The 21273-nt window shown below is 39.7% G+C and carries 19 protein-coding genes; 5 read left to right on the top strand and 14 right to left on the bottom strand.

Going from position 1 to position 21273, the window contains the following annotated elements:
* The first annotated feature begins 223 nt into the window (after positions 1 to 223).
* Positions 224 to 1555, top strand: a complete 1332-nt coding sequence (gene xseA / locus H5160_RS10640; RefSeq protein WP_182737424.1) for an exodeoxyribonuclease VII large subunit — start codon at positions 224 to 226, stop codon at positions 1553 to 1555.
* On the opposite strand, the gene H5160_RS10635 is transcribed toward xseA, so the two are convergent.
* From H5160_RS10635 to H5160_RS10625, 3 genes are all read right to left on the bottom strand, one after another.
* Complete coding sequence (locus H5160_RS10635; protein WP_182737423.1) at positions 1552 to 2229, bottom strand: hypothetical protein; 678 nt, start codon at positions 2227 to 2229, stop codon at positions 1552 to 1554. The two genes, xseA and H5160_RS10635, sit on opposite strands and share 4 nt — an antisense overlap.
* Before the next feature lie 35 nt (positions 2230 to 2264).
* The gene (gene cysE / locus H5160_RS10630; RefSeq protein WP_002958786.1) at positions 2265 to 3083 is read right to left on the bottom strand and encodes a serine O-acetyltransferase; all 819 of its coding nucleotides are present in this window, start codon (positions 3081 to 3083) and stop codon (positions 2265 to 2267) included.
* A 197-nt stretch (positions 3084 to 3280) separates the two neighbouring features.
* Entirely contained in the window at positions 3281 to 6163 is a 2883-nt protein-coding gene (locus H5160_RS10625) for a pitrilysin family protein (RefSeq protein WP_182737421.1), read from the bottom strand.
* A gap of 250 nt (positions 6164 to 6413) precedes the next feature.
* Between H5160_RS10625 and H5160_RS10620 the strand changes: the two genes are divergently transcribed.
* On the top strand, positions 6414 to 7370 hold the full coding sequence (locus H5160_RS10620; protein ID WP_182737420.1) for a methylenetetrahydrofolate reductase: 957 nt from the start codon (positions 6414 to 6416) through the stop codon (positions 7368 to 7370).
* A 278-nt stretch (positions 7371 to 7648) separates the two neighbouring features.
* Here the strand turns inward: H5160_RS10620 and H5160_RS10615 are convergent, their stop codons facing one another.
* The 3 genes from H5160_RS10615 to H5160_RS10605 form a co-directional block, all read right to left on the bottom strand.
* The gene (locus H5160_RS10615) at positions 7649 to 8629 is read right to left on the bottom strand and encodes a sensor domain-containing diguanylate cyclase (protein WP_182737419.1); all 981 of its coding nucleotides are present in this window, start codon (positions 8627 to 8629) and stop codon (positions 7649 to 7651) included.
* A 59-nt stretch (positions 8630 to 8688) separates the two neighbouring features.
* The gene (locus H5160_RS10610) at positions 8689 to 9936 is read right to left on the bottom strand and encodes a DEAD/DEAH box helicase (protein WP_007581604.1); all 1248 of its coding nucleotides are present in this window, start codon (positions 9934 to 9936) and stop codon (positions 8689 to 8691) included.
* Between the two features lie 176 nt (positions 9937 to 10112).
* Positions 10113 to 10814: a DUF3581 domain-containing protein gene (locus H5160_RS10605; protein ID WP_182737417.1), complete on the bottom strand. Its 702-nt coding sequence runs from the start codon at positions 10812 to 10814 to the stop codon at positions 10113 to 10115.
* A 203-nt stretch (positions 10815 to 11017) separates the two neighbouring features.
* Here H5160_RS10605 and H5160_RS10600 point away from each other — a divergent pair, with 203 nt between their 5' ends.
* Both H5160_RS10600 and H5160_RS10595 read left to right on the top strand, forming a co-directional pair.
* Positions 11018 to 11797, top strand: a complete 780-nt coding sequence (locus tag H5160_RS10600) for a CPBP family intramembrane glutamic endopeptidase (RefSeq protein ID WP_259417026.1) — start codon at positions 11018 to 11020, stop codon at positions 11795 to 11797.
* A 104-nt stretch (positions 11798 to 11901) separates the two neighbouring features.
* Entirely contained in the window at positions 11902 to 12294 is a 393-nt protein-coding gene (locus H5160_RS10595) for a hypothetical protein (RefSeq protein ID WP_154903480.1), read from the top strand.
* Positions 12295 to 12310: 16 nt separating this feature from the next.
* Here the strand turns inward: H5160_RS10595 and H5160_RS10590 are convergent, their stop codons facing one another.
* The 5 genes from H5160_RS10590 to proB form a co-directional block, all read right to left on the bottom strand.
* Positions 12311 to 12610: a 2OG-Fe(II) oxygenase gene (locus tag H5160_RS10590; protein WP_154903479.1), complete on the bottom strand. Its 300-nt coding sequence runs from the start codon at positions 12608 to 12610 to the stop codon at positions 12311 to 12313.
* Between the two features lie 163 nt (positions 12611 to 12773).
* Entirely contained in the window at positions 12774 to 14258 is a 1485-nt protein-coding gene (gene gltX, locus H5160_RS10585) for a glutamate--tRNA ligase (protein ID WP_002961608.1), read from the bottom strand.
* A 39-nt stretch (positions 14259 to 14297) separates the two neighbouring features.
* On the bottom strand, positions 14298 to 14657 hold the full coding sequence (locus H5160_RS10580; protein WP_002961611.1) for a glutaredoxin domain-containing protein: 360 nt from the start codon (positions 14655 to 14657) through the stop codon (positions 14298 to 14300).
* A gap of 56 nt (positions 14658 to 14713) precedes the next feature.
* Positions 14714 to 15688: a GGDEF domain-containing protein gene (locus H5160_RS10575; RefSeq protein WP_182711493.1), complete on the bottom strand. Its 975-nt coding sequence runs from the start codon at positions 15686 to 15688 to the stop codon at positions 14714 to 14716.
* 101 nt (positions 15689 to 15789) lie between these two features.
* Positions 15790 to 16893, bottom strand: coding sequence for a glutamate 5-kinase (gene proB, locus H5160_RS10570; RefSeq protein ID WP_182737415.1), 1104 nt, complete (start codon positions 16891 to 16893; stop codon positions 15790 to 15792).
* Positions 16894 to 17012: 119 nt separating this feature from the next.
* Here proB and H5160_RS10565 point away from each other — a divergent pair, with 119 nt between their 5' ends.
* The gene (locus tag H5160_RS10565; protein ID WP_024597327.1) at positions 17013 to 17972 is read left to right on the top strand and encodes a DMT family transporter; all 960 of its coding nucleotides are present in this window, start codon (positions 17013 to 17015) and stop codon (positions 17970 to 17972) included.
* Here the strand turns inward: H5160_RS10565 and H5160_RS10560 are convergent.
* Genes H5160_RS10560 through pdsO form a run of 3 tightly spaced genes read right to left on the bottom strand, consistent with a single transcriptional unit; the run spans position 17867 to position 21265 of the window.
* Positions 17867 to 18472, bottom strand: coding sequence for a class GN sortase (locus tag H5160_RS10560; RefSeq protein WP_182673329.1), 606 nt, complete (start codon positions 18470 to 18472; stop codon positions 17867 to 17869). The genes H5160_RS10565 and H5160_RS10560 overlap by 106 nt on opposite strands.
* Positions 18469 to 20487, bottom strand: coding sequence for a marine proteobacterial sortase target protein (locus H5160_RS10555; protein ID WP_182737413.1), 2019 nt, complete (start codon positions 20485 to 20487; stop codon positions 18469 to 18471). Before H5160_RS10555 ends, H5160_RS10560 begins: the two co-directional genes overlap by 4 nt.
* A 46-nt stretch (positions 20488 to 20533) precedes the next feature.
* Positions 20534 to 21265: a sortase-associated OmpA-like protein PdsO gene (gene pdsO / locus H5160_RS10550; protein ID WP_007377011.1), complete on the bottom strand. Its 732-nt coding sequence runs from the start codon at positions 21263 to 21265 to the stop codon at positions 20534 to 20536.
* Between the last annotated feature and the right edge of the window lie 8 nt (positions 21266 to 21273).

Genomic DNA, 21273 nt, shown 5'->3' with positions numbered 1-21273 from the left:
TTTGGTTATTCCCCATAAATAGGCGATAACGTAGCATCAATTCCAAACAAGCGCTGCCCAAAGGGTTCAGCCTAGGGGCGATTAACTCTTTGTTACTCGGTTTTTACTTAGCCCACTAGGTTACAAACCTCGCGCCGCGATTAAATCGCCCCTAGTTTGAACAAATTTTAATCTACAAAGGTCAATAGACCCTTGCTTTATAAATAGTTTTAGGTTGTTTTTTATGTTTTCGAAGCCTTCGCAGGCGGTTTACACCGTTTCACGCCTTAATAGAGAAATTCGCACAATCCTTGAGCAAGGTTTTGCATCTTTAGTGCTCACGGGCGAAATTTCTAACTTTATTACCCCTGCATCTGGACATTGGTACTTTTCGTTAAAAGACGATAAAGCACAAATTAAAGCCGCTATGTGGCGTGGGAATAATCGCAACCAAAGCTATCGCCCTGCAAATGGCGCGCAAGTTACAGTAAAAGCGCGTGTATCACTTTATGAACCTCGCGGTGACTACCAGCTTATTCTTGAGCATATGGAACCGGCCGGCGAAGGTCAGCTAAAACAAGAATTCGATGCACTTAAAATGCGTTTGGCCGCCGAAGGATTATTTAGCTCTGCGTATAAAAAACCACTTCCGCAAAACATTAATCGTATTGGTGTTATTACCTCTGCAACCGGCGCTGCTATAAAAGATATTTTAACGGTACTTAAACGCCGTGCGCCGCAGCTAGAGGTAATCATTTACCCTGCTATGGTACAAGGCAAAGAAGCACACCTACATTTAATTAATCAAATTGAATTAGCTAATGCTCGTGATGAAGTTGACGTACTTATTTTAGGACGAGGCGGCGGATCACTTGAAGATTTATGGTGTTTTAATCACGAACAGCTCGCACGAGCTATTTTTGAAAGTGAATTACCGATAGTAAGTGCAGTAGGCCATGAAATAGATACAACCATTAGCGATTACGTTGCTGATGTTCGTGCAGCCACTCCATCAGCCGCAGCTGAGCTTGTAAGCCCAAATACGCAAGAGTTACACAACAAAGTAACACAATTAGTTAATCGTTTATCTAACGCGTTTAAGCACGGTATTGCAGATAAACGCGCATTAGCAACGCAGTTACAACACCGCCTTAATTTGTGTCATCCGCGTAATCAGCTTAGTCAAAAATCACAACGTTTGGATGAGCTAAGCATTGCGCTGCAACAAGCTATGCGTAATCGTTTATACCAACAAGAACGCACACTCAATAACTTAACGCCGCGTTTGATGCGCCAATCACCTGATAAAAAACTCGCTTCAGCAAGCCATCAACTCTCGCAATTACAAGCTAGGCTAAACCAAGCTATACAGCATCAGTTACAACAAGCGAATAATAGCTTAGCACTGCAAGCAAGCAGGTTAGATTCAGTAAGTCCGCTTAATGTTTTAGCGCGCGGTTATAGCATCACTAAAACACAGCAAGGAAAAGTAGTTAAATCTGTGGGGCAAATTAAAACAGGCGATGTTTTAGTTACAGAGTTAGTCGATGGCTCTATAGAATCACAAATTATTTAAAGCTCTGTACTTATCAACATTTTAAGTTCGCTATCGCTCGATGTGGAGGTAGTGCTTTTAAATTGTTGCCAAAACTCTTGTTCCATCAACTTATCGTTTAGCTCTCGCCATTGAGCATTACCAAATGTGTCGTTATCAATGGGGGCGGCAAGTTCAAATTCACATACTGTTTTTTTACATTTTGCACTAACAACGTCAGGAATAATTGATAAATCAGCTGTTAATAAAAAATCTTGTAATGCCATTTCAGTACGATAAGCCCATTCTTCATCGCGCGTTTGATTTTCAAATTTATCACGTAAAATCTGCTCAAAATCTGAAGGGCCCCTCATTTTCTTTAAAACACTTTTGAGCGCCGCTTTCTGTTCGGCGAGTTGCTGCTTAAGCTGAGTTACTTGCTCTTCTAAAGGTAGTTCATCAAGCATTTGGGTTTCTGAATTGGTTGTAGGCGAGACTTCAGCGGGCTCTATACTAGCGACTTGCTCAGGTGCTGAACCTGTATTACTCAATACCTCATTACTTTGTTGTTCAGTATGAAGCTTTTTCTGTTTTTCATAACTTGGCTGCGACTTAACAGATTCCGGATAACTTGAAGCTGCATTAAAGTAGCTCCAAGTTAAACCTACACCCGCAATAAACCCAATCCCTAGAGCCAATAAACTATTCTTGTTCATGTTAACTCCTTTTAAGTTTTATTATTTTTAATTACTTATAACATTGCACTCGTGTGCGATTCGTTTTCAGGCTCAGGATTTGCTAAAAAATTTTGGTTCATACTTTGCGCCGGACACTCACAATCCGGTCGACCAATAATTTTAGCGGGTACGCCAACAGCGGTTGTGTGTGGTGGAACATTGCTAAGTACAACTGAGCCCGCACCAATTCGTGCGCCCTCACCTACTTCAATATTACCAAGTACTTTAGCGCCGGCGCCAATTAATACGCCTGCTCTAATTTTGGGATGACGATCGCCCTGCTCATTGCCCGTACCGCCAAGCGTTACAGATTGCAAAATTGATACGTTATCTTCAATTACCGCTGTTTCACCAATAACAATACCGGTTGCGTGGTCAAACATAATGCCTTTACCCACTTTACATGCTGGGTGAATATCGACCCCAAACACTTCAGAGTTACGGCTTTGAATAAAGCGCGCTAGCTCTTTGCGGTTTTGTTGCCACAAGCAATTAGCCAAACGGTGCGCCTGAATAGCATGAAAACCTTTTAGATTTAATATAACCGTAAGATAGGTTTCTGATGCAGGGTCGCGGTCTTTTACCGCTTTAATATCCTCAGCAACAAAAGATAGCATACGGTCACATTTTACAAATGCTTGGTCAAACAGCTCTCGGATAGTGAATGCAGATACCACCGCATCAGCCAACTTATTAGCAACAATAAAGCTCAATGCCGAACCTAAACAATCATGATTTAAAACACATGAATAAACATGACTTGCTAATAATGGTTCACGTTTTACTACATCGTTAGCTTCGTCGCGAAGCTGTTGCCAAATTGCATGACGCATAATACTGCACTGCCTTAAGTTGATATAAAATAGCCTTTTCCCAAGTCTAACGGATTTAACCACTAAGGTGTTAATCCCTTAGTTATTTGTTCTGGTTATTAGGTATAACTGTTTATTAAGTTTCATTATTAAATAATAAAAATGCCTCGATGCTTATAGCACCGAGGCATTATTTTAACGCTTAAAAAACACTTAAATTATTGAAATACTTTATCGACTTTCATCACTTCAATATTTTTTGCAGGAATTGCTAATTTATAATCAGCAATCACTTTATCTTCAGCCACTAATTCAGCAGGTTTATTAGTGTTATAAATCATTGGTGATGTTTGCTGCGATGCTAAACGTTTTTGCATATCAGCGCCGTCACCAGTAATAAATACATAGTGAACATTGTCTGTTTGTAAGTTTTCTTTAATAACGCGATTAACATCAGCAAGCGTTAGCGTTTTAAGTTTATTAGTTACGTAACTTACAAAGTTATCAGTGTTGTAAAATTCGCTATCAAGCGCGTAACCTAATTGGCGATTTTGACTTGCAACCATTTGCGGCACAAAGTTAATTAAAAAGTTACGCGTAGCTTCAAAATCACCTTCGCTCATACCATTTTTAATTAGCTTATCTAGCTCAAACAAGGCGGTACGTGTTGCAAAGTGCGCATCGTTATTAGAGCGAAGTGGGCGTAACCACACTTGAAATATTTGCTCTGAGCGCCCTAGGTTTGCATCTGGCTTGGTTTGAAACATACCACGTGGAAAGTATTCAATGTATGCGTAATCGCCATAGTTCATGCCGCGAGTTTCACGAATGCGCTCATATAAAAAGCTGTTAGAACTACGGTGCTCACCAAAGTACGAACGCACAAGCCAAAGGGCTGTCCAGTCTTCGCTACTTCTTATTGTATCAATAGGAAAACCAAACGATACAGCAGTCGATTGTGCCGATTTTTCTACAATAGTTGCATGATGACCTTTAAGCACTGGCGCATCAGGAATACTTAAACGGCTTTGCTCACCTTTTGGTAGTGTTGCAAAATCGCTCATCATTTTAGCTTTAAAGTTTGCAGGCACAGCCCCAATTAAGCCAACCGTGAGTTTAGATTGCGTAAGCTCGCTGTTATAAAACGCTTTAACATCATCTAGCGTCAACGCTTCTAAATCCGAAATATCACCGTAGTTGTAACTTTCGTAAGGGTGATTGTTGTAAAGTGCACTGTATAGCACTTCTTTGCCTAGCTCTTCATCGTTAGATGCTTTTAAGCCTGATTTAATACCATCGATCATTTCTTTTTTAAGGCGTTTAAAGTCATCGTCTCTAAAGCCTGGGTTTAATAATTGATCGCTCACAAGTGAATACCACTGCGCTGCATTGTCTTTATGAATACGCCCTTGGAACGACAGCATTTCTTTATCTATTTGATAACCAAAGCTACCTGCAAGCGGATAAAGTGCTTTTTGAATATCTTTATAGCTTGTCGCCTCTGAGCCACCTTGTGCAAGCATTGCCGCAGTGAGCGCTGCAACACCTTTTTTGCCTTGAGGGTCGGCAGCCGCGCCGGTATTGAATAAAAAGTTAACATCGATTAACGGCGAGCTATTGGTTTTATCAAGTACTTTAAATGCAGGTGCCGCAGGTGCTTGTTCAAGCTTTGCAGTAAGCGCATTTAAATTAACTTCTTGCTCAAAACCTGGGGCTTTATCAAGTGCCGACATTGTTAATGTGGTACGTGCGTTATCAGTAAAGTATTTATTAGCAACGGCTTTAATATCTGCGCTGGTGATGTTATCTGCCGATTTATACAGCTGGTTTATAACCTCAGGATCGCGCTCAAAATGCATGTAGCTGGCAAGGGTTGATGCAATCGCTTGCGACGAATCTAAGCCATTAATAAAGCTGTATTTAAGATTCGATTTTAAATCACTTAGCTTTTGCTCATCAACAAGCTCAGTGCGTGCTTTTGCATAAGTTCGATTAATGGCATCGCGCGCAGTGGCTAAATCGCCTGCGTTTTCTACTTTAACAAATACGTGTAATAAACCCGGATCTTTAGTCTCTGGGTTATAGGTAAACATTTGGCTGGCAATTTGTTTGTCGACCACTAGCTCTTGATATAAATCTGAATTACTAGAAAAATAAAGCTGTGAGATTAAATCAAGCGCCGCTCTGTCTTTTTTAGCAGGCTCCCACGCAGCGCCTTTGTACGATACGAGTAACCAATGCCCTGGTAGCGCTTCATCTTGCTGGTGTAAATATTTTGGTGCTTGTTGAACAGGTTCAGCTTTAATGTCAGCAACATAGTTACCCTTTTTCCAGCTGCCCCAATGCTTTTTAACCATTGCCATTGTTGCTTGTGGGTCTACATCGCCCACGATGACAAGTGACACATACTCAGGCTTATAAAACTTAGCAAAAAATTCTTTACCATAGGCCATTTGATCAGGCATGGCTTCTATGTCTTTAAAAAAGCCCATAGTGGTGTGTTTATACGTGTGCTTATCAAACGCTTTTTCGCGTACAGCGCTTAATAATTTACGAATTGGGCTCGCGTTGTTTTTTAAGTACTCACCTTTTACTGTTTGCGCTTCTGTTCTAAATTGCTCTTCGGTGTAGGTTAAGTTTTGAAAAATATCAGCTTCAAGCTCAAGTACTTTATCAAGGTGCTGCTTTGAAAAGTTTAAATGGTAATTTGTGTAATCGTTTGTTGTATATGCGCGGTTATCAACACCTGAATTTTTTAATATGTCTGAGTACACATCTTCAGGGTATTTTTGTGAGCCTTTAAACATCATGTGTTCAAAAAAGTGAGCAAAGCCTGTTTTGCCCTCTTCAACTTCGTTACGCGATCCAACCGATACCGGAATTTGCAGCGACACTACATCAGGGTAATCGGTTTTAACAACCATGACACGTAAGCCGTTTTCTAGCTCTTCAATTAAGTAATCTTGTGAAAAAACACGGTCATCAGCTTTATTTACTTGTTCTTGTTGTGCTGTTGTTTGCGTGCTTTGGTTTTGTTGCATGGCGCAACCCGTTAAGGCCAGCGATACCGCTAAGCTGGTTGCTAATAATTTAAATTTCATTGTTGTCCCTTTTTAAATTGAGCAAATTTGTTGTCAGATTTAACTCTTTAATTATGCCCCAAAGCCAATAAATATAAGAGCCCCAAGGGAATTTATTATGTAAACAACTGTGTCAATTATAAATTATGGGAACAAGCACTATGAATAAACATCATGTTAATTGAAAAACTTTCATTAAATAAATCTATCTAGACGTCTAAATGGCTGCTATATTAAATCCATCAAAACAAACTTAGCTGGAATGAGGATTATGGCTTTATCACTAAAAGAGAAGATAGTGGACACCAATCAAGGTGTTTATCTTATTGGTACTACCCCGCCTAAAATTGGCACCGATAAAGCGCAATTAAAAACCATTGCAGAAAAGCTATTAGGTCGCTTACACGAAATTGAATACGACGGCGTGATAATTTACGACATTCAAGACGAAAGCAGCCGAACTAACCAAGACCGCCCATTTGCGTTTAAACAAACCGTTGATCCGCGTGAATACAGCCATTTACTTCGTAATTTATCTGCACAAGATGTGATTACTTATAAAAGTGTGGCGCAGCGTGGCATAGGCGAATTTAAAGATTGGCTAAGTGAAACTAAAAACGACTACGATTTACAAAATGTTGTTTTAGTAGGTAGCCCATCATCGATAGGCGATATAAAGCTAAGCCTGCCAGATGCTTATAAAGCATTGGCTGAGCAATCAGATGATTTCTTTTTAGGTGGCGTTACGATTGCTGAACGCCATTCAAGTAAACGAAATGAGCACGAACGATTAATAGAAAAAACAGCACAAGGTTGTCAGTTTTTTATATCGCAAGCTGTTTACGATGCACAAGCGACTATAGAGCTAATCACTAGCTACGCACGTACATGTAAAGCGCAGGGTATTACACCACAACGTATTATATTAACGTTTACCCCGTGCGGCGGCGAAAAAACCTTAGAGTTTATGCAATGGTTGGGTATCTCAGTGCCAGAGGCAACAAAATGGCGCATGCTTGATGCAGACAATACATTAAGCGAATCAGTACGTATTTGCCGCGAAAACCTCGACTTAATACTTAAAAGCTGTGCGCATTTAGATGTACCGCTGGGCTTAAATATTGAAAGCTTAACAAACCGTAAAGAAGAAATTGATGCATCAATTAACTTATACCGTTTATTAAAAGCTATTATGGAATTAAACCTTGCTGAAAAGCTAATAGCTTAAAGGCTAGGTAAGAGCTAATTAACACCCTTCTTGGCAAGCCTCATGGCTTGCTTTTTTATGTCCGTACTTTGAAAAATAAATTAAGAAGTACAAGTAAAAATTTGCAGCTTAAGCTATTCATTGAAGCTATTTTTGAAGCTATTTTTGGTTATTACTCTCAAGCCTTTTTAAGGCAAACCCCATAGAGGAGCACATAACACCAAAAATAAAACCTATCGCAGAAAAAACCAGCCAAGTTTTTGTGGCATGAGTCATGAGTCATGACGAACTTACTTTTATTATTGTGCTTTTTTAGCGAGTCTATACGCTTGTTTATTTTTATACATTGCGTGGTCTGCATCATTTAATAGCGCTTCAAAGGGCTGCTTTTGTTTATTAGTAAAACTATAACCAATGCTGAGCGATAAATCGCAAACACCTTCTTTTAGTAAAGCATTTGTATACTCAGAGGATATTTTATCCATAATGTAGTTAATTTTGCTTTTATCGCTTAATTGCATTACTGCAACAAACTCATCACCACCTAAACGCCCTACTATATCGGCATCTCTTAAATGCGTTTTTAGCGTATCAGCCAAAATAATTAAGGCTTTGTCACCTACTTCATGACCAAAGGTGTCGTTTAATTTTTTAAAGTCGTTTATATCTATAAACAAGCAACATACGTCGAAGCCCAAACGCAGTGCTAAATTAAGCTTTTGCTGAGCTAGTAAGTTAAGTGCTCGGCGATTATAAATATCTGTTAATGAGTCTAACATGGCTATTTCGCGCATTTGTTCATAGCTGTAAACAAGCGCTAGGTCGTCTTCAATTAAATCGCGTAGTTGCTCTATGAGCTCAAAGTATTCATCGGTATAGCTAGTTATTTTAGTGTCTTTTAAGCATAGCGTGCCAAATACTTCACCTTCTGGCCAATGAATAGGTAAGCCTAGGTAGGATTCAACGCCATCCTCAACTACTTCTGGTAGGGTGTTCCATGCATAGTTATTGCTTGCATCATTAACATATAAAATATTATTAGTTTCAGCGACGTGCCGACAAAAAAGAGGAGTTTGAGGGGGAAGTATCGGGTTGGTTTCAAAGCTTGAGCCACCTTCGTTATTTCTAATAACAACGCGATAGCCTTTGCTTGTTGCCTGAACTATATAACCAGACGGGGCTGAAAAAAGCCCCGTGATAAGGTCCATTGTTTTTTGCCATTTATGCAAAGATATTTGGCCATCAACACCAGAGAATGCCCATTTATCAGTTTCAAACATTAACTTTACCTCGGCTATTTAATAGCTCCAGTATAGGCAAAAAAACAACGTAAAAGCTATTATTTACGACGTCTGCTTGGCTCTCTTTTACCAGTGATGCGTTTTTTATCGCGATCTTTTCGCGACTTGTTAGTATTTTTACGATTATCTTTTGGCTTTTTATTAGGATCTGGCTCGTAACCTTCTAACCACTGCGGCGTTAAACGCGTATCGAGTAGTACTTCAATTTCTTCTAGCAGCCATTGCTCATCAAGACTTACCAGCGACATAGCAAGTCCTTGTTCACCAGCACGACCTGTACGGCCAATACGGTGCACGTAATCCTCGGCAATGTAAGGTAGTTCAAAGTTAATTACGTATCTAAGTGTAGAAATATCTAAACCACGCGCAGCGACATCGGTTGCAACAAGTACGCGTGTAATACCTTCTTTAAAGTTTTGCAATGCACGGTCGCGTGCGCCTTGCGATTTATCGCCATGGATTGATTCGGTTTTTAAACCATCTTTACACATTTCTTTAGCAAGCTGATCAGCCATTTGTTTTGTGCGAGTAAAAATAAGCACTTGGCGCCAGTTTTTCATGCCAATCATGTGCGATACAAGTTCGCGCTTACGGTCTTCATCTACAGCGTAAATAACTTGCTCTACTTCAACCGCGGCTGAGTTACGTTTATCAACTTCAATTAGTTCTGGGTTTTTAAGTAACTTTTTACTGAGTTCAAACACGCTGTCATCAAACGTAGCTGAAAATAGTAAAGTTTGGCGATCGCCCGGGATATGTCGCAATATACGTCTAATTTCATCAATAAAGCCCATATCAAGCATGCGGTCGGCTTCGTCAAACACTAAGGAGTCTACGCTTGAAAGTACCACACTGCCTTTAACTATATGATCAAGCAAACGCCCTGGTGTTGCCACTATAACTTGCGCTGTTTTAAGTGCTTTTATTTGAGGGCCAATACTTACGCCACCATAGGCTAAAGCGCCATTGATATTAGTGCCTTGTGCGTACTTTTCAAAGCTTGCAAATACTTGCTGAGCAAGCTCACGTGTTGGCGTTAAAATTACAACGCGGGCAAGGCCTTGCTCATCCTTTTTAGGGGTATTTAAAAGCTTATGTAATAGAGGTAAAACAAAGGCGGCGGTTTTACCCGTACCTGTTTGCGCGCTGCCCATTACATCACTTCCGGCTAAAATAGGCGGAATAGTTTTAATCTGAATTGCGGTAGGTTGAGTGTAATTATTTTGCTCAATCGCTGTTAATAATAACGGGTCGAGATTAAGTGATGAGAACGTAGTGGCAGACATAGGCTTAGCTTTAAAATAACAAAGAGCGCTATTGTACGCATATTACTGTACTGCGTAAATTAACCAGTCCAGAAAAGTATTTAATCGTGGTTGCTCACTTTCACTTTAGCGCTAAAATAATAAAAAAGACGCTAAATAACCGTTGTATTTAGCGCCTTTTATAATTTTATGTAGCTTTAAGCTGGCTTTAGTGTTGCTTTACGTTCGTTGTAAAACGCAATTAAATCATCAACTGTTGCTTGGCAGTATTCGCGAATACCCGAAACCACCATGTGCTTTTCACCACTGCCCACTTTAACGCCGTTTTCTAACAGGTTAAAACGTAGTGTAATTTTTCCGCGCTTACCAGTGTACTCAAAGCTTGGCTCTGCAAATTCAAGTATTGGCGCTGTTATATCAAGGTTATCAAGATTAATAAGCATTGATTCGTAAATTATCATCGGACGAGCAGGGTTTATCATTACCTCTTGCTTGCCCATTAATGGGATAATTACATGCGGGAAGGTAGTACCAGAAAACTCAACATAATTTTTTATTAGACTATTAGTTAGTGCTGGGCATTGGCTGGTTTTACCGCTGCGCTTTACCTTTAAAATGACTTTTTCGCCATTGGTTACATCAAACTCATCGGCTCCCTCAGGGAAATGAAGTTTGGTGTTTTCATCAACCATACCGGCAAAAGTAAATTCCATTTGTTCACTAATACCGTAGCGGTCTAGTACCAATGAAAAAAGTAAGTCTCCTGGCGCGCAAAACTTTTTGGCATCTTTGTCATGAAGTGGATTGTAATCGTCAGCAATGCATTTAGCGAAGCGACAACCCTGCTCACGAGAGATAGAAACATAATCAGCATGCTGCTGAAAAAAAGGACTTAACATAGTTTGTTCACTGCTTAAACTGCTTATAACCTATCTATATTACCAGAAAAAAAATATTGAGAGGTCGAATCTGTTAGATTAATGGCTAAATAAAACAGAGCAATAAAAAAACAATGACCTTTTATTTGTTAGCGCTATCAATTATATGTGTTTTTCCGTACTGCAAAATATCAATAATGCGGCAACCCCTTTGGCACTACTTAATGGCTTTAAGTGTTCTAAGTGCGTATTTTCAAGGTTATGTAAATTTATATGCTCTGCTCAGCATTGGGCTTTACGTTGTTTTATACTACTGCGCGCTAAATGCAAAGCGAGCAATAATACGCGCTATATTAAGTACTGTTTTTATAACTTTCTCACTGGCATTAGCACTTCATTGGGTGCCTGGTTTTAATAACCTCCCTATTGTTATAGATGAGCGTATTACAAGCGATGCGATTGCTTTTACCCTTTATGCTAATTTTGATAAAGCTATGGCGGGGTTATTTCTTTGTGCTTACTTTTATTCGAATAAAAAAGCTTTAAAAGCAGACTCTAATAAAGTAAGTCGATTAAACGTTAAACAGCCCATTTTTATAATTATTGCTACGGTTTTAGCTTCGCTCACTGTGGCTTTAATACTTGAACTTGTAAGTTTTAACCCAAAAGTGCCCGACTTTTGGTTAGCCTTTATTGCTATTAATCTTTTATTTACCTGTGTAGCTGAGGAGGCTTTATTTAGAGGGTTATTACAAACCAAACTTAGCCAAATAATCTCATCTACTCGCCTAGCGTTACTTGCCCCAATAATGACTGCTGCAGTGTTTGCTTTAGCACATTTTGCTGGAGGAATTAACTATGTATTGGTTTCATTTATTGCAGGCTTAGGATACGGCTATATTCTTTATAAAACGCTGCGTTTAGAATGGGCTATTATATGCCACTGGTTAGTGAACGTTTTTCACTTCTTTTTGTTTACTTACCCTATGCTCAGTAAAATCTAAATACATTTACAAATGCTAACAATTTACCCGTTAGCAAACATTGCCAGCGTTTGATTTTGTTAGTAATTTACTACTTTAAATAATAAATTAAAGGACTAATAAATATGCTACGTTTTATAGCGGCAATAACAGTGCTGGCCACAATAACCGGTTGTTCAGGAATGACCTATCATACAGACATAGACAACGGTGTTTTATCTCAAGAAATTGGCACCTACGTTAATAAAAGAGATTTACAGCAATTTTATAGCGACCAAGAAGCACACGAAAGTGGCGCAACACTTTTAGGCCGAATAGAAGGTGAAAGCTGTGATGGCGACGGTATGGGCAACAATAATGTAAGCTACAATCGCTCTAAATCAAACGCGATTGATTTACTTAAAGCTGATGCTATGCGCAGGGGCGGGAATGCTTTTACTATTAATTCCTGTAGTGAAACGTCTGTATCGTATTGCGACCTATCTGTTTTATGCACCGGACAGGCCTACGACTATTAATAAGTAAAAGTGCAAATTATATATTAAGCGCAAAGCTCAGTAGTACACGCTTTCCAGACTCGATTTTAGATACGCTGTGTTCGTACTTATCGGGTCTGAACAAATACACGCGATTAAATAAATTTATAATGCATTTTGAGCATTTAAATACCCCACCCGCTTTAGGTTTCTCTAATACAAAATTAAGCTTGTAATAGCGCCCTTGCTGCACAGGGTCAATATGGTTCATTACGCTATGATTGGTTGGGTAAGTAACAAGGTTTATCGAAAATGTGTTACTGCTAAAAATGGCTTTGTTTTTTACAAGTGCAATCATACTGCCTCCTATGAGTTTATATGCCGCATTGTAGCATTTAGTAAATTATGAATGCTTAGGCTAAACAATATCAAAATACGATGTCATATAGCTAAACAGCCTGAAACAAAAAAGCCGAACTTATTTTACTAAGCTCGGCTTTTAAAAGTACATTGTTTAGTAATTATGCACTTGGGTATTCGCGGTACGCACGCTCTATATTTTTAGCCTGCTTTTTAGAAATACCTAAATGAGCAAGTGCAACACGTAAACGAGCACGTGATAAGTCAGAGCCTAATATTTCCATTGCATCAAGCACTGACGTACTTGATGTTTTGCCTGTAATTGCGACAAAAATTGGCTCTAAAAAGTCTTTAATTTTAAGCTCGTGGAATGTAGCCACTTCTTTTGCAATTGCAAAAATAGCGGGCTTATCAAAGCTACGTAAGCCTTCTAGCTGCCATACAAAAAATTGTAGTGCTTGGCGTATTACGTTTTCGTCTGCTTTACCAGCTGTTAATAGCGCAGGATCGTAAGTTGGAATACCACCTACAAAGTGCCCTGCCAGCTCAACCATATCCGAAAGGGTATTAATACGCGTTTTAGCCTCAGGTAATACTTTAGCTAACATTTCACCGTTAAACTTCCAATCAACAAAGCGCTGAATTAACTGCTCGTCGGTTAAATTTTCACGGATCCACATGCCGTTTAACCAGCTTAATTTATCCACGTCGAATACTGGACCACCAAGCGATACGCGCTTCATGTCAAAGTTTTCAATCATTTCATTAAGTGTGAACTTTTCACGCTCATCTGGCATTGACCAACCCATACGACCTAAGTAGTTAAGCACGGCTTCTGGTAGGTAACCCATTTCTTTATAGTAGTTAATAGACGTTGGATTTTTACGCTTAGATAGCTTTGATTTATCTGGGTTACGTAGTAATGGTAAATGACCAAGTACTGGCGCTTCCCAACCAAAATCTTCGTAAAGTTTTAATAACTTAGGTGCTGAGTTAATCCACTCTTCGCCACGGAAAATATGACTAATTTGCATATGGTGGTCATCAACTACGTTCGCTAAAAAGTACGTTGGGAAACCATCCGCTTTTAAAAGCACTTGCATGTCTACGTTTTCCCACGGGATCTCAATTTCATCTCGTAGGTAGTCGTTAAACTTAAATGTGCCTTCGCTTGGGATTTTCATACGTATAACGTAAGGTTTGCCTGCCGCTAAGTTTGCTTTAATTTCTTCATCTGTATGGTTTAAACCACGACCGTCGTATTTAGGGCGCAAGCCTTCTGCCATTTGCTCTTCACGCATTTGATCAAGCTCTTCGCTTGTTGCAAAGCAGTAAAACGCTTTACCATCGTCAACTAACTGATGCGCGTATTTTTTATATAAATCGCTACGCTCAGATTGACGGTAAGGACCAAATTCGCCACCCACATCAGGACCATGATCCCACTCAAGCCCTAACCAGCGTAAGCTATCCATAATCGCAAGTTCAGACTCTGGCGTGCTACGTACTTGGTCTGTATCTTCTATACGAAGTACAAATTCACCGCCTTGTTGTTTAGCAAAACAGTAGTTAAATAAGGCGATATAAGCGGTGCCAAGATGCGGGTCACCAGTTGGCGACGGGGCAACACGGGTGCGAATTGTCATGGTAAATTCTCTTTAAATAAGTGAGATAATAAAAGTGGTTTATGCAGCTACTTTGTTTAAGTAAGCAATAATATCGTTTGATTCATACAGCCATTGTACTTGGCCATTTTTCTCTATACGCAGACAAGGCACTTTAACTTTGCCGCCTTGCTCAAGAAGCTCTTGACGATATTGCTCATTATTTTTTGCATCACGCGTTTCTATGTTTAAGCCTTCGCGCTTAATAGCGCGGCGTACTTTTACACAAAACGGGCATGCTTTAAATTGGTACAGTTTAAATTGTGAGGTTTGCTGATCAAGCTGTGCTTGCTCGTCGCTTGCACGCTTTTTACTGCGAGGAGTAAATACAAAATTAAAGAATAAGATTATACAACCTAAAAACCAACGAACTAATTTCATGTTCTGTGCTCTGCTTACAACAATTTAAGGAGCCAGATTTTAGCACAAATTTACAATCAAAAAAGCTCAATACTGTTATCTATCTTTGGTTCGTTATTAACTTCTAATTCACTGTAGGAGGTAACTCTATTACGGCCAGTATTTTTAGAGTAGTAAAGCGCTAAATCAGCCTGATTTACAATACTCGATACAGTATCAATACTCACTAACTCTAAAAAACCAATGCTAATGGTTAATTGGCCAATTTGTGGAAAAGGGTATTGGGCAACATTAAGGCGTAACCGGTTAAGTGCAACATGTGCATCAGCCTCTGTTTTTGCTTGAAATAACATTGCAAATTCTTCACCACCATACCTAAATACATAGTCTTCAATTCTAAAATTATTTTTTAGTAGCCGTGCAACAAGTAAAATAACCTCATCGCCAATTACATGCCCGTAGTTATCATTAATATTTTTAAAGTTGTCGATATCGGCAATAGCTAAATACCAACGTCGCTTTTTATTGTTATCATTTCTTGGTAACAAAAAACCGTTACCCGATACAATCTCAATTACTTTTTTATCAAATGTTTGCCTATTTAAAAGCTCTGTAAGTGGATCTAACCGCGACTTATATAATAGCCCAAGCTGATTAGCATAAATATTTAAAATATGTACAGCTAACATAGTTATTCGTTCTGGTAATTCTTGCTCGGTTTCTATTAATAAAGTGCCGACTACTTTTCCAAAATGATAAATAGGCACGTAACTTGATGTGCTACTAAAGGCATAGCTCACCCTAATTTTATTTTGAGTGACCTTTTGTAATAACAATGATGCTTCATCTGGGCTTAATTGCTCTAAATTACTGTTTGAATTAATAAGAGTAGGGGGTATGGGGGCTGAAAAATTTTTATTGACGTAAATGGCAAAATTATCAACTTCGAGCAAGTCGCTAATTATTTGTATTAATGCGCTATCTAAATCACTTTCTTCCTCTTGCTGGGTAAGCTTAATAATCCATTCGTGCCCACACTTATTTGCCTTCATTACACTGCCTAAACTAATTAAACTTTTATTAGTCTAGACAATACTCATGAATTTACTAAGTTATGAGGTAATACTTATTAACTAATCCTTTAGAATAGGTATTAAAGTAATACTAAGTCGTCGCGATGCAATACTTCTGCACCACTATCGTATTCAAGTAACTCACCTATTTGATTTGAGTGTGCGCCTTTGATTTTATTTATCTCGGTACTGCTAAAACGCGTTAAGCCACGTGCAATTACTTGATTTTTAGTATCTATTAAATCAATTAAATCGCCTCTTTCAAAACGTCCAAATGCATTAGTAACGCCTTTAGCAAGTAAGCTTGCACCTTTATTTTGAAGGGCACTAATAGCACCTGCATCTATAACAATTTGGCCGGTACTTTTAGGCCCAGCTAGTAGCCATTTTTTACGGCCATCTTTTGGGGCGGTGAGTTTTAAAAAGCGTGTACCAGGTAACTCGTCACTCATACATTTTAAAATAACGTTTTTACCAGCGCCTTTAGCAATAATGACTTCAACGCCTGCACGCCTTGCGATGTCGGCTGCTTGTAATTTGGTTGCCATGCCGCCAGTACCTAAGTTTGTACCACTGCCACCAGCAAGTTGGCGCAGCTCATCGTTTATATGTGTTACTTCGCCAATGAGGGTGGCATCGGCATTTGTGCGAGGATCGCTGGTAAATAACCCTTCTTGATCGGTAAGTAGCAATAATTTATTAGCATTAGCCAAAATAGCAACAAGTGCCGATAAATTATCGTTGTCGCCTACTTTTATTTCACTGGTAGCGACTGCGTCATTTTCGTTAATGATGGGCACAACGTCGTAATTTAATAACGCATTGAGTGTATCGCGGGCATTAAGGTAGCGCTCTCTGTCGTCTACATCAGCGCGAGTAAGCAGCATTTGCCCTACATTTACCCCATATAAAGCAAACAAGCTCTGCCAAATATGAATAAGTTGACCTTGTCCAATTGCAGCAAGCATTTGTTTATCAATTAAGCTTCTGCCACAGGGTTTTAATAGTTGTTCGCGCCCAGCAGCAACCGCGCCGCTCGATACTAAAATAACCTGATGCCCCTGCTTTTTAAGCTCGCAGCATTGGCGTACTAATTCAACCATATGTGCTTTGTCTAGCTTATCGGTGCCGCCAGTTAGTACGCTTGTACCAAGCTTTACAACTATTACCTGTTCCCTTTGCATGTGCTTTTTACTATTGATTAATTAAAGATGAATTAATTTATACCAGCTCGGTATTTTTGAACAAGTTAAAAATTTTCATGCTAGGATCTGATTTTATTAAATTAAGTAAATTACTCTCTATGCCTGCCAGTTTATGTTTAATTATTGCCACCTTTTTATGGGGCAGCTCTTTTATTGCGCTGAAATACGCCATTGCTATTTACGACCCTGCATTGGTGATATTTTTACGCATGCTCACCACGTTAGTTTTGTCGCTTTGTTTATGGCGCTACGTTATTCGGTTTGAGTACTTAAAAGGTGACTGGAAGTATTTAGTGGGTATGTCGCTTGCTGAGCCTTGCTTATACTTTTTATTTGAAGGCCATGCAATGGAATACACATCAGCCTCGCAGGCCGGTGTCATTGTCTCTTGCTTGCCTATTATTATTGCGTTGCTTGCCTTTGTATTACTTAAAGAGCATATAAGTAAAGCCATTGTTGTCGGTTTTACGCTGTGTATAGGCGGCAGTATTTTACTTACGCTTCTTTCACCAAGTACCGACCAAGCACCTAATCCGTTACTAGGTAACTTTTTAGAGCTTATGGCTATGGTGTGCGCTGCATTTTATACCGTAAGTATTAAACATTTAGCTAATCGCTACTCGCCCCTGACTTTAATTGCGTTGCAAGGTATTAGCGGCAGCTTGTTTTTTGCGCCGTTTTTATTTTTTATCGACCTACCAAGCGAAAATCAACACGACTTAACTGCGCTCATGAGCATTTTGTATTTAGGCTCGTGTGTAACCCTTGGCGGCTACGGCATGTACAACTATGCAATTAGCAAGGTATCGGTATTAACCGCTGCTGCGTACTCTAATTTAATTCCTATTTTTACACTTATTTTGTCAGCTATTATTTTGGGCGAAGTGCTCAACGTTTGGCAATGGCTGAGCATATTTGTGGTATTTATTGGCGTAATGGTAAGCCAGCGCCATCAAGAACTCGTGGTTGATATACCGCTTAGTGAATCAGGCGAAGACATTTGCGCAGATACAAGCAATCTTAAATCAGTACCCGAGGCAAGCGAATCAAAAGGGTAACAGGTAAGCAAATACAGCCCAGGTGTTTGTAAAAATGAGTTTTGGGATTGATGAATAACCTCAATCCCCGTTACCTTATAATTTTGAATCACCCCACTTTGCAGCTGCAAAGTAAACGCCTCTCCCACTTTGGCGTTTTGTAAAAATGCAAAGTGGGTGTCGTTATGCCCAGCTATTAGCGCGCCCTTTTCGTTTCCAAATTCTTTTCCGCCCAGCTCCCCTGCAGGTAAAAATTGGCTAGGCGCAAACGCTAAATTACGACCACTCGCTCCAGCCAATACACTTAATGTTTTATTATGACTTGGCCAATCAAGCTTTGCAGTCACGTAGCTGTCGGCGTAATACCACGGCTTTACTTTAGTGCCGGGTGATTTAAGCGCCTCTTGCCATGCTTGCTCAATTAATACTTGAGCAAGCCATGCTTTTGCCTGCATATAAGCACCGTGACCAAATAATCCAAGCCCAGCTATTAGTAAACCCGCGCTTAGCCACTTTTTCATTTACGTGCCCTGCTTAATTTAAATGATCGGTTTATTTTAAGGGCGCCAAATCCTAATAATAAAATACAGCCTAGTAATATATTTAACCTGCTTTGCCCATCGGTTTGCGGTAAACGCATTGCCATACCTTGTGGTACTGCATTAGTAGCTTGCGCCGTTTGCTCTGCCACTTCTTTTATTTGAGTTTGTTCAATCGCTATAAAAGCAGTAAACGGGCTAAGTAATTGATGAGTAAGCGCAAGCTCCTGTACTTCATCTTTAACTACACTTTGCTCGTTGTATAAAAGTAATGACTTGATTTTTTGGCGCGCCCATAGTTTTGCAATACCTTGAGCGTTTGAGCTATTTTGTGTACTTAATTTAATACTTAAAGGCCCTTGTGCTGTTTGCCCAGCAAGTACCACACTTTTAGCATTATTAAGTTTTATAGCGACCATAATAGGCTCGCTAAAATATAAATCAGGTAGTGGTGACGGCCAAAAATCTAAGTTGTTACCGCTTTCATCGCTTAGCGCCACATTAGTAATAGCCGGATGTGCAAGCTTATCAAACAACTGCTGCATTTTAGGTTGCACCTCATTGGTGCTGCCTATAAACGTGAATGACCCTTTACCTATATCTGCCGCTCGGCGCATAAAAAAGCTATTCGGTGCGCTGCCAATACCCACTGTAAATAAGCGGCTATCGCCTAACTTACTTTGAATGTTTTTAAATAATGCATCTTCATTACTTACGCTGCCATCAGTTAAAAATACAACTTGGCGTACAAAACCATCAAACTGGCTGCCATCAAGTACGGCATTAAGCGCACCTTGTATTTCAGTGCCACCGTCGGCCTCTAGGCTATAAATAAATCGCTCTGCGCGGCGTAAATTAAAGTCACTGGCTATAAGTGGTTTATCGCTCATTGGAGTTACTATGTTGTCAAAACCAATAATGTTAAAGCTGTCGTCGCTATCAAGTAATGACAGCGCATAAAACAACGCTTTTTTAGCTTGCTCCATAGATTGCCCGTGCATAGAGCCTGACGTATCAACTACAAATACCATTTCACGAGGTAAGCGTTGAGTTTGTGTAAAGTGATCTCCTGGTGGCATTAGCATAGCAAGTCCGTATCGGTCACCATTTTCAAACTGCTGAGTAAAAAATGCAGCTTGAGCTTGCTCTTTTTGCAGCGGTTTAAACTCAAGTACAAAGTCGCGATTAACTGCATTTGTCTCATTTAACGCTATTTTATATTGTCCAAACGCAGTGTTTTGCACATCAACATTGTGAAATTTAGAACTGATATCCACCAGCTCTAAGCCTACGTCTATATCAATGTTTAAGCTAAATTGGCTGCTTGGTACGTTATCATTTTGATTACTGCTTTTAATGCTGTAAACAGGGCTTAACCATCCCGTTGGGAGTGAGTTAACATACGCTTGGTTTTGAGTACTCACCTCAACTTCACCACTAATCGCGTGATAACGCGGTGTAATGGTAGTAGGAAACCTAATAGCGAATTTACCGCTGCTGTAATCAATTATCTCTTGATACTCAAGCTCAATAATCACTTGCTCACCAGCACCAATGTTTGCCACATTCGTAATAAACATATTGGCGCGTTGCTGGCGTACAAGGGCCGCTTGCTTACCTGCTTTTTTAGCTTCTTCGTATTTTTTTTCGGCTTCCACTTTTTTATCAATTTGGCCTTTAATGACTCGCTCACCTATACGCATAGTCATGGCATGTACGGCGCTTTCATCAGGCAATGGAAAAACGTAGCGCGCATTAACCGCAAACGGGTTTTCGTTTTGATAGGTTTGCGTGACTACAACATTATTAATCAGGCCAGTTAAGGTCATATTGGCGTCGCTTTTTAATATTATTGCTGGGCCTGCTGGCGCACCATTGCTATCAAAAAGCTCTAACTTGGGTGATTGCGCATGGCTTTTGAAGCTCGCTAACAGCACAATCGCTATGAATATAAAAATGCTTACTTTAGTAAGCATTTTGGTCGGTTTACTCAACATAAAATCACTCCATCGAACGCTTTGTTTTACTTAGATTCAGTTAGATTTAGTTACTCGCCGTTTGGCCATTTACTGGATTCATTGAGCGAGTGGTAAGCGTTACGCGTCTATCAAAAAAGTTATCTTCCACCGTGTTGCTGTTAGCCAATGTTTGCTGCTCGCCAAATGCCTGCGTGCTTAAACGTTTGTGGCTCACACCGTGCTTTATTAAATAGCTTTGCACGGCATTTACACGCGCTTTAGAAAGTAAAAGGTTGGCTTGCTCATCGCCGCGCTGATCGGCAAAGCCACTTAAATCAAGTGCGAGTTGTGGTTGGTTGTTTAACAAGGTAACGAGTTGGTCTAACTGCAGTGCAAAATGCGGGGCAATAACACTTGAACCTGTTTTAAATTGCACCGTCATCGCCAATAAGTTATTAATTTGAACTTGAGTTAACTGCTCATTTTGATTGGCAAGCACTTCTAGCTGTTGCTCTAACATATTGTTGTGGTTAAGCACGTGTTGGTAATCGCTGGTTTTTTCTTTCATAACCGTAATTGCACGCTCTTGCTCTGCAATTTTGTTATCAGCTACTTTTGAATCACCTATTAAACCACCGGCAAATGCCCCAATAAACGCGCCTATTGGCCCGCCTACTACGCCGCCAATAATAGCGCCTGCACCTAAACCAATAGCCGTTTCTTTATGGGCTTCTTTTGATGGCGTGTTAGATGTTGAGGCAATTGCTGGAGTACAAAAACTAGCAACGAGTGTTAACGCAATTAATGTCTTCTTCATGATTTGAC

Source organism: Pseudoalteromonas sp. SG43-4, assembly GCF_014164325.1.
GTDB lineage: Bacteria > Pseudomonadota > Gammaproteobacteria > Enterobacterales > Alteromonadaceae > Pseudoalteromonas > Pseudoalteromonas distincta.
This window is presented reverse-complemented; position numbering and strand designations above follow the sequence as displayed.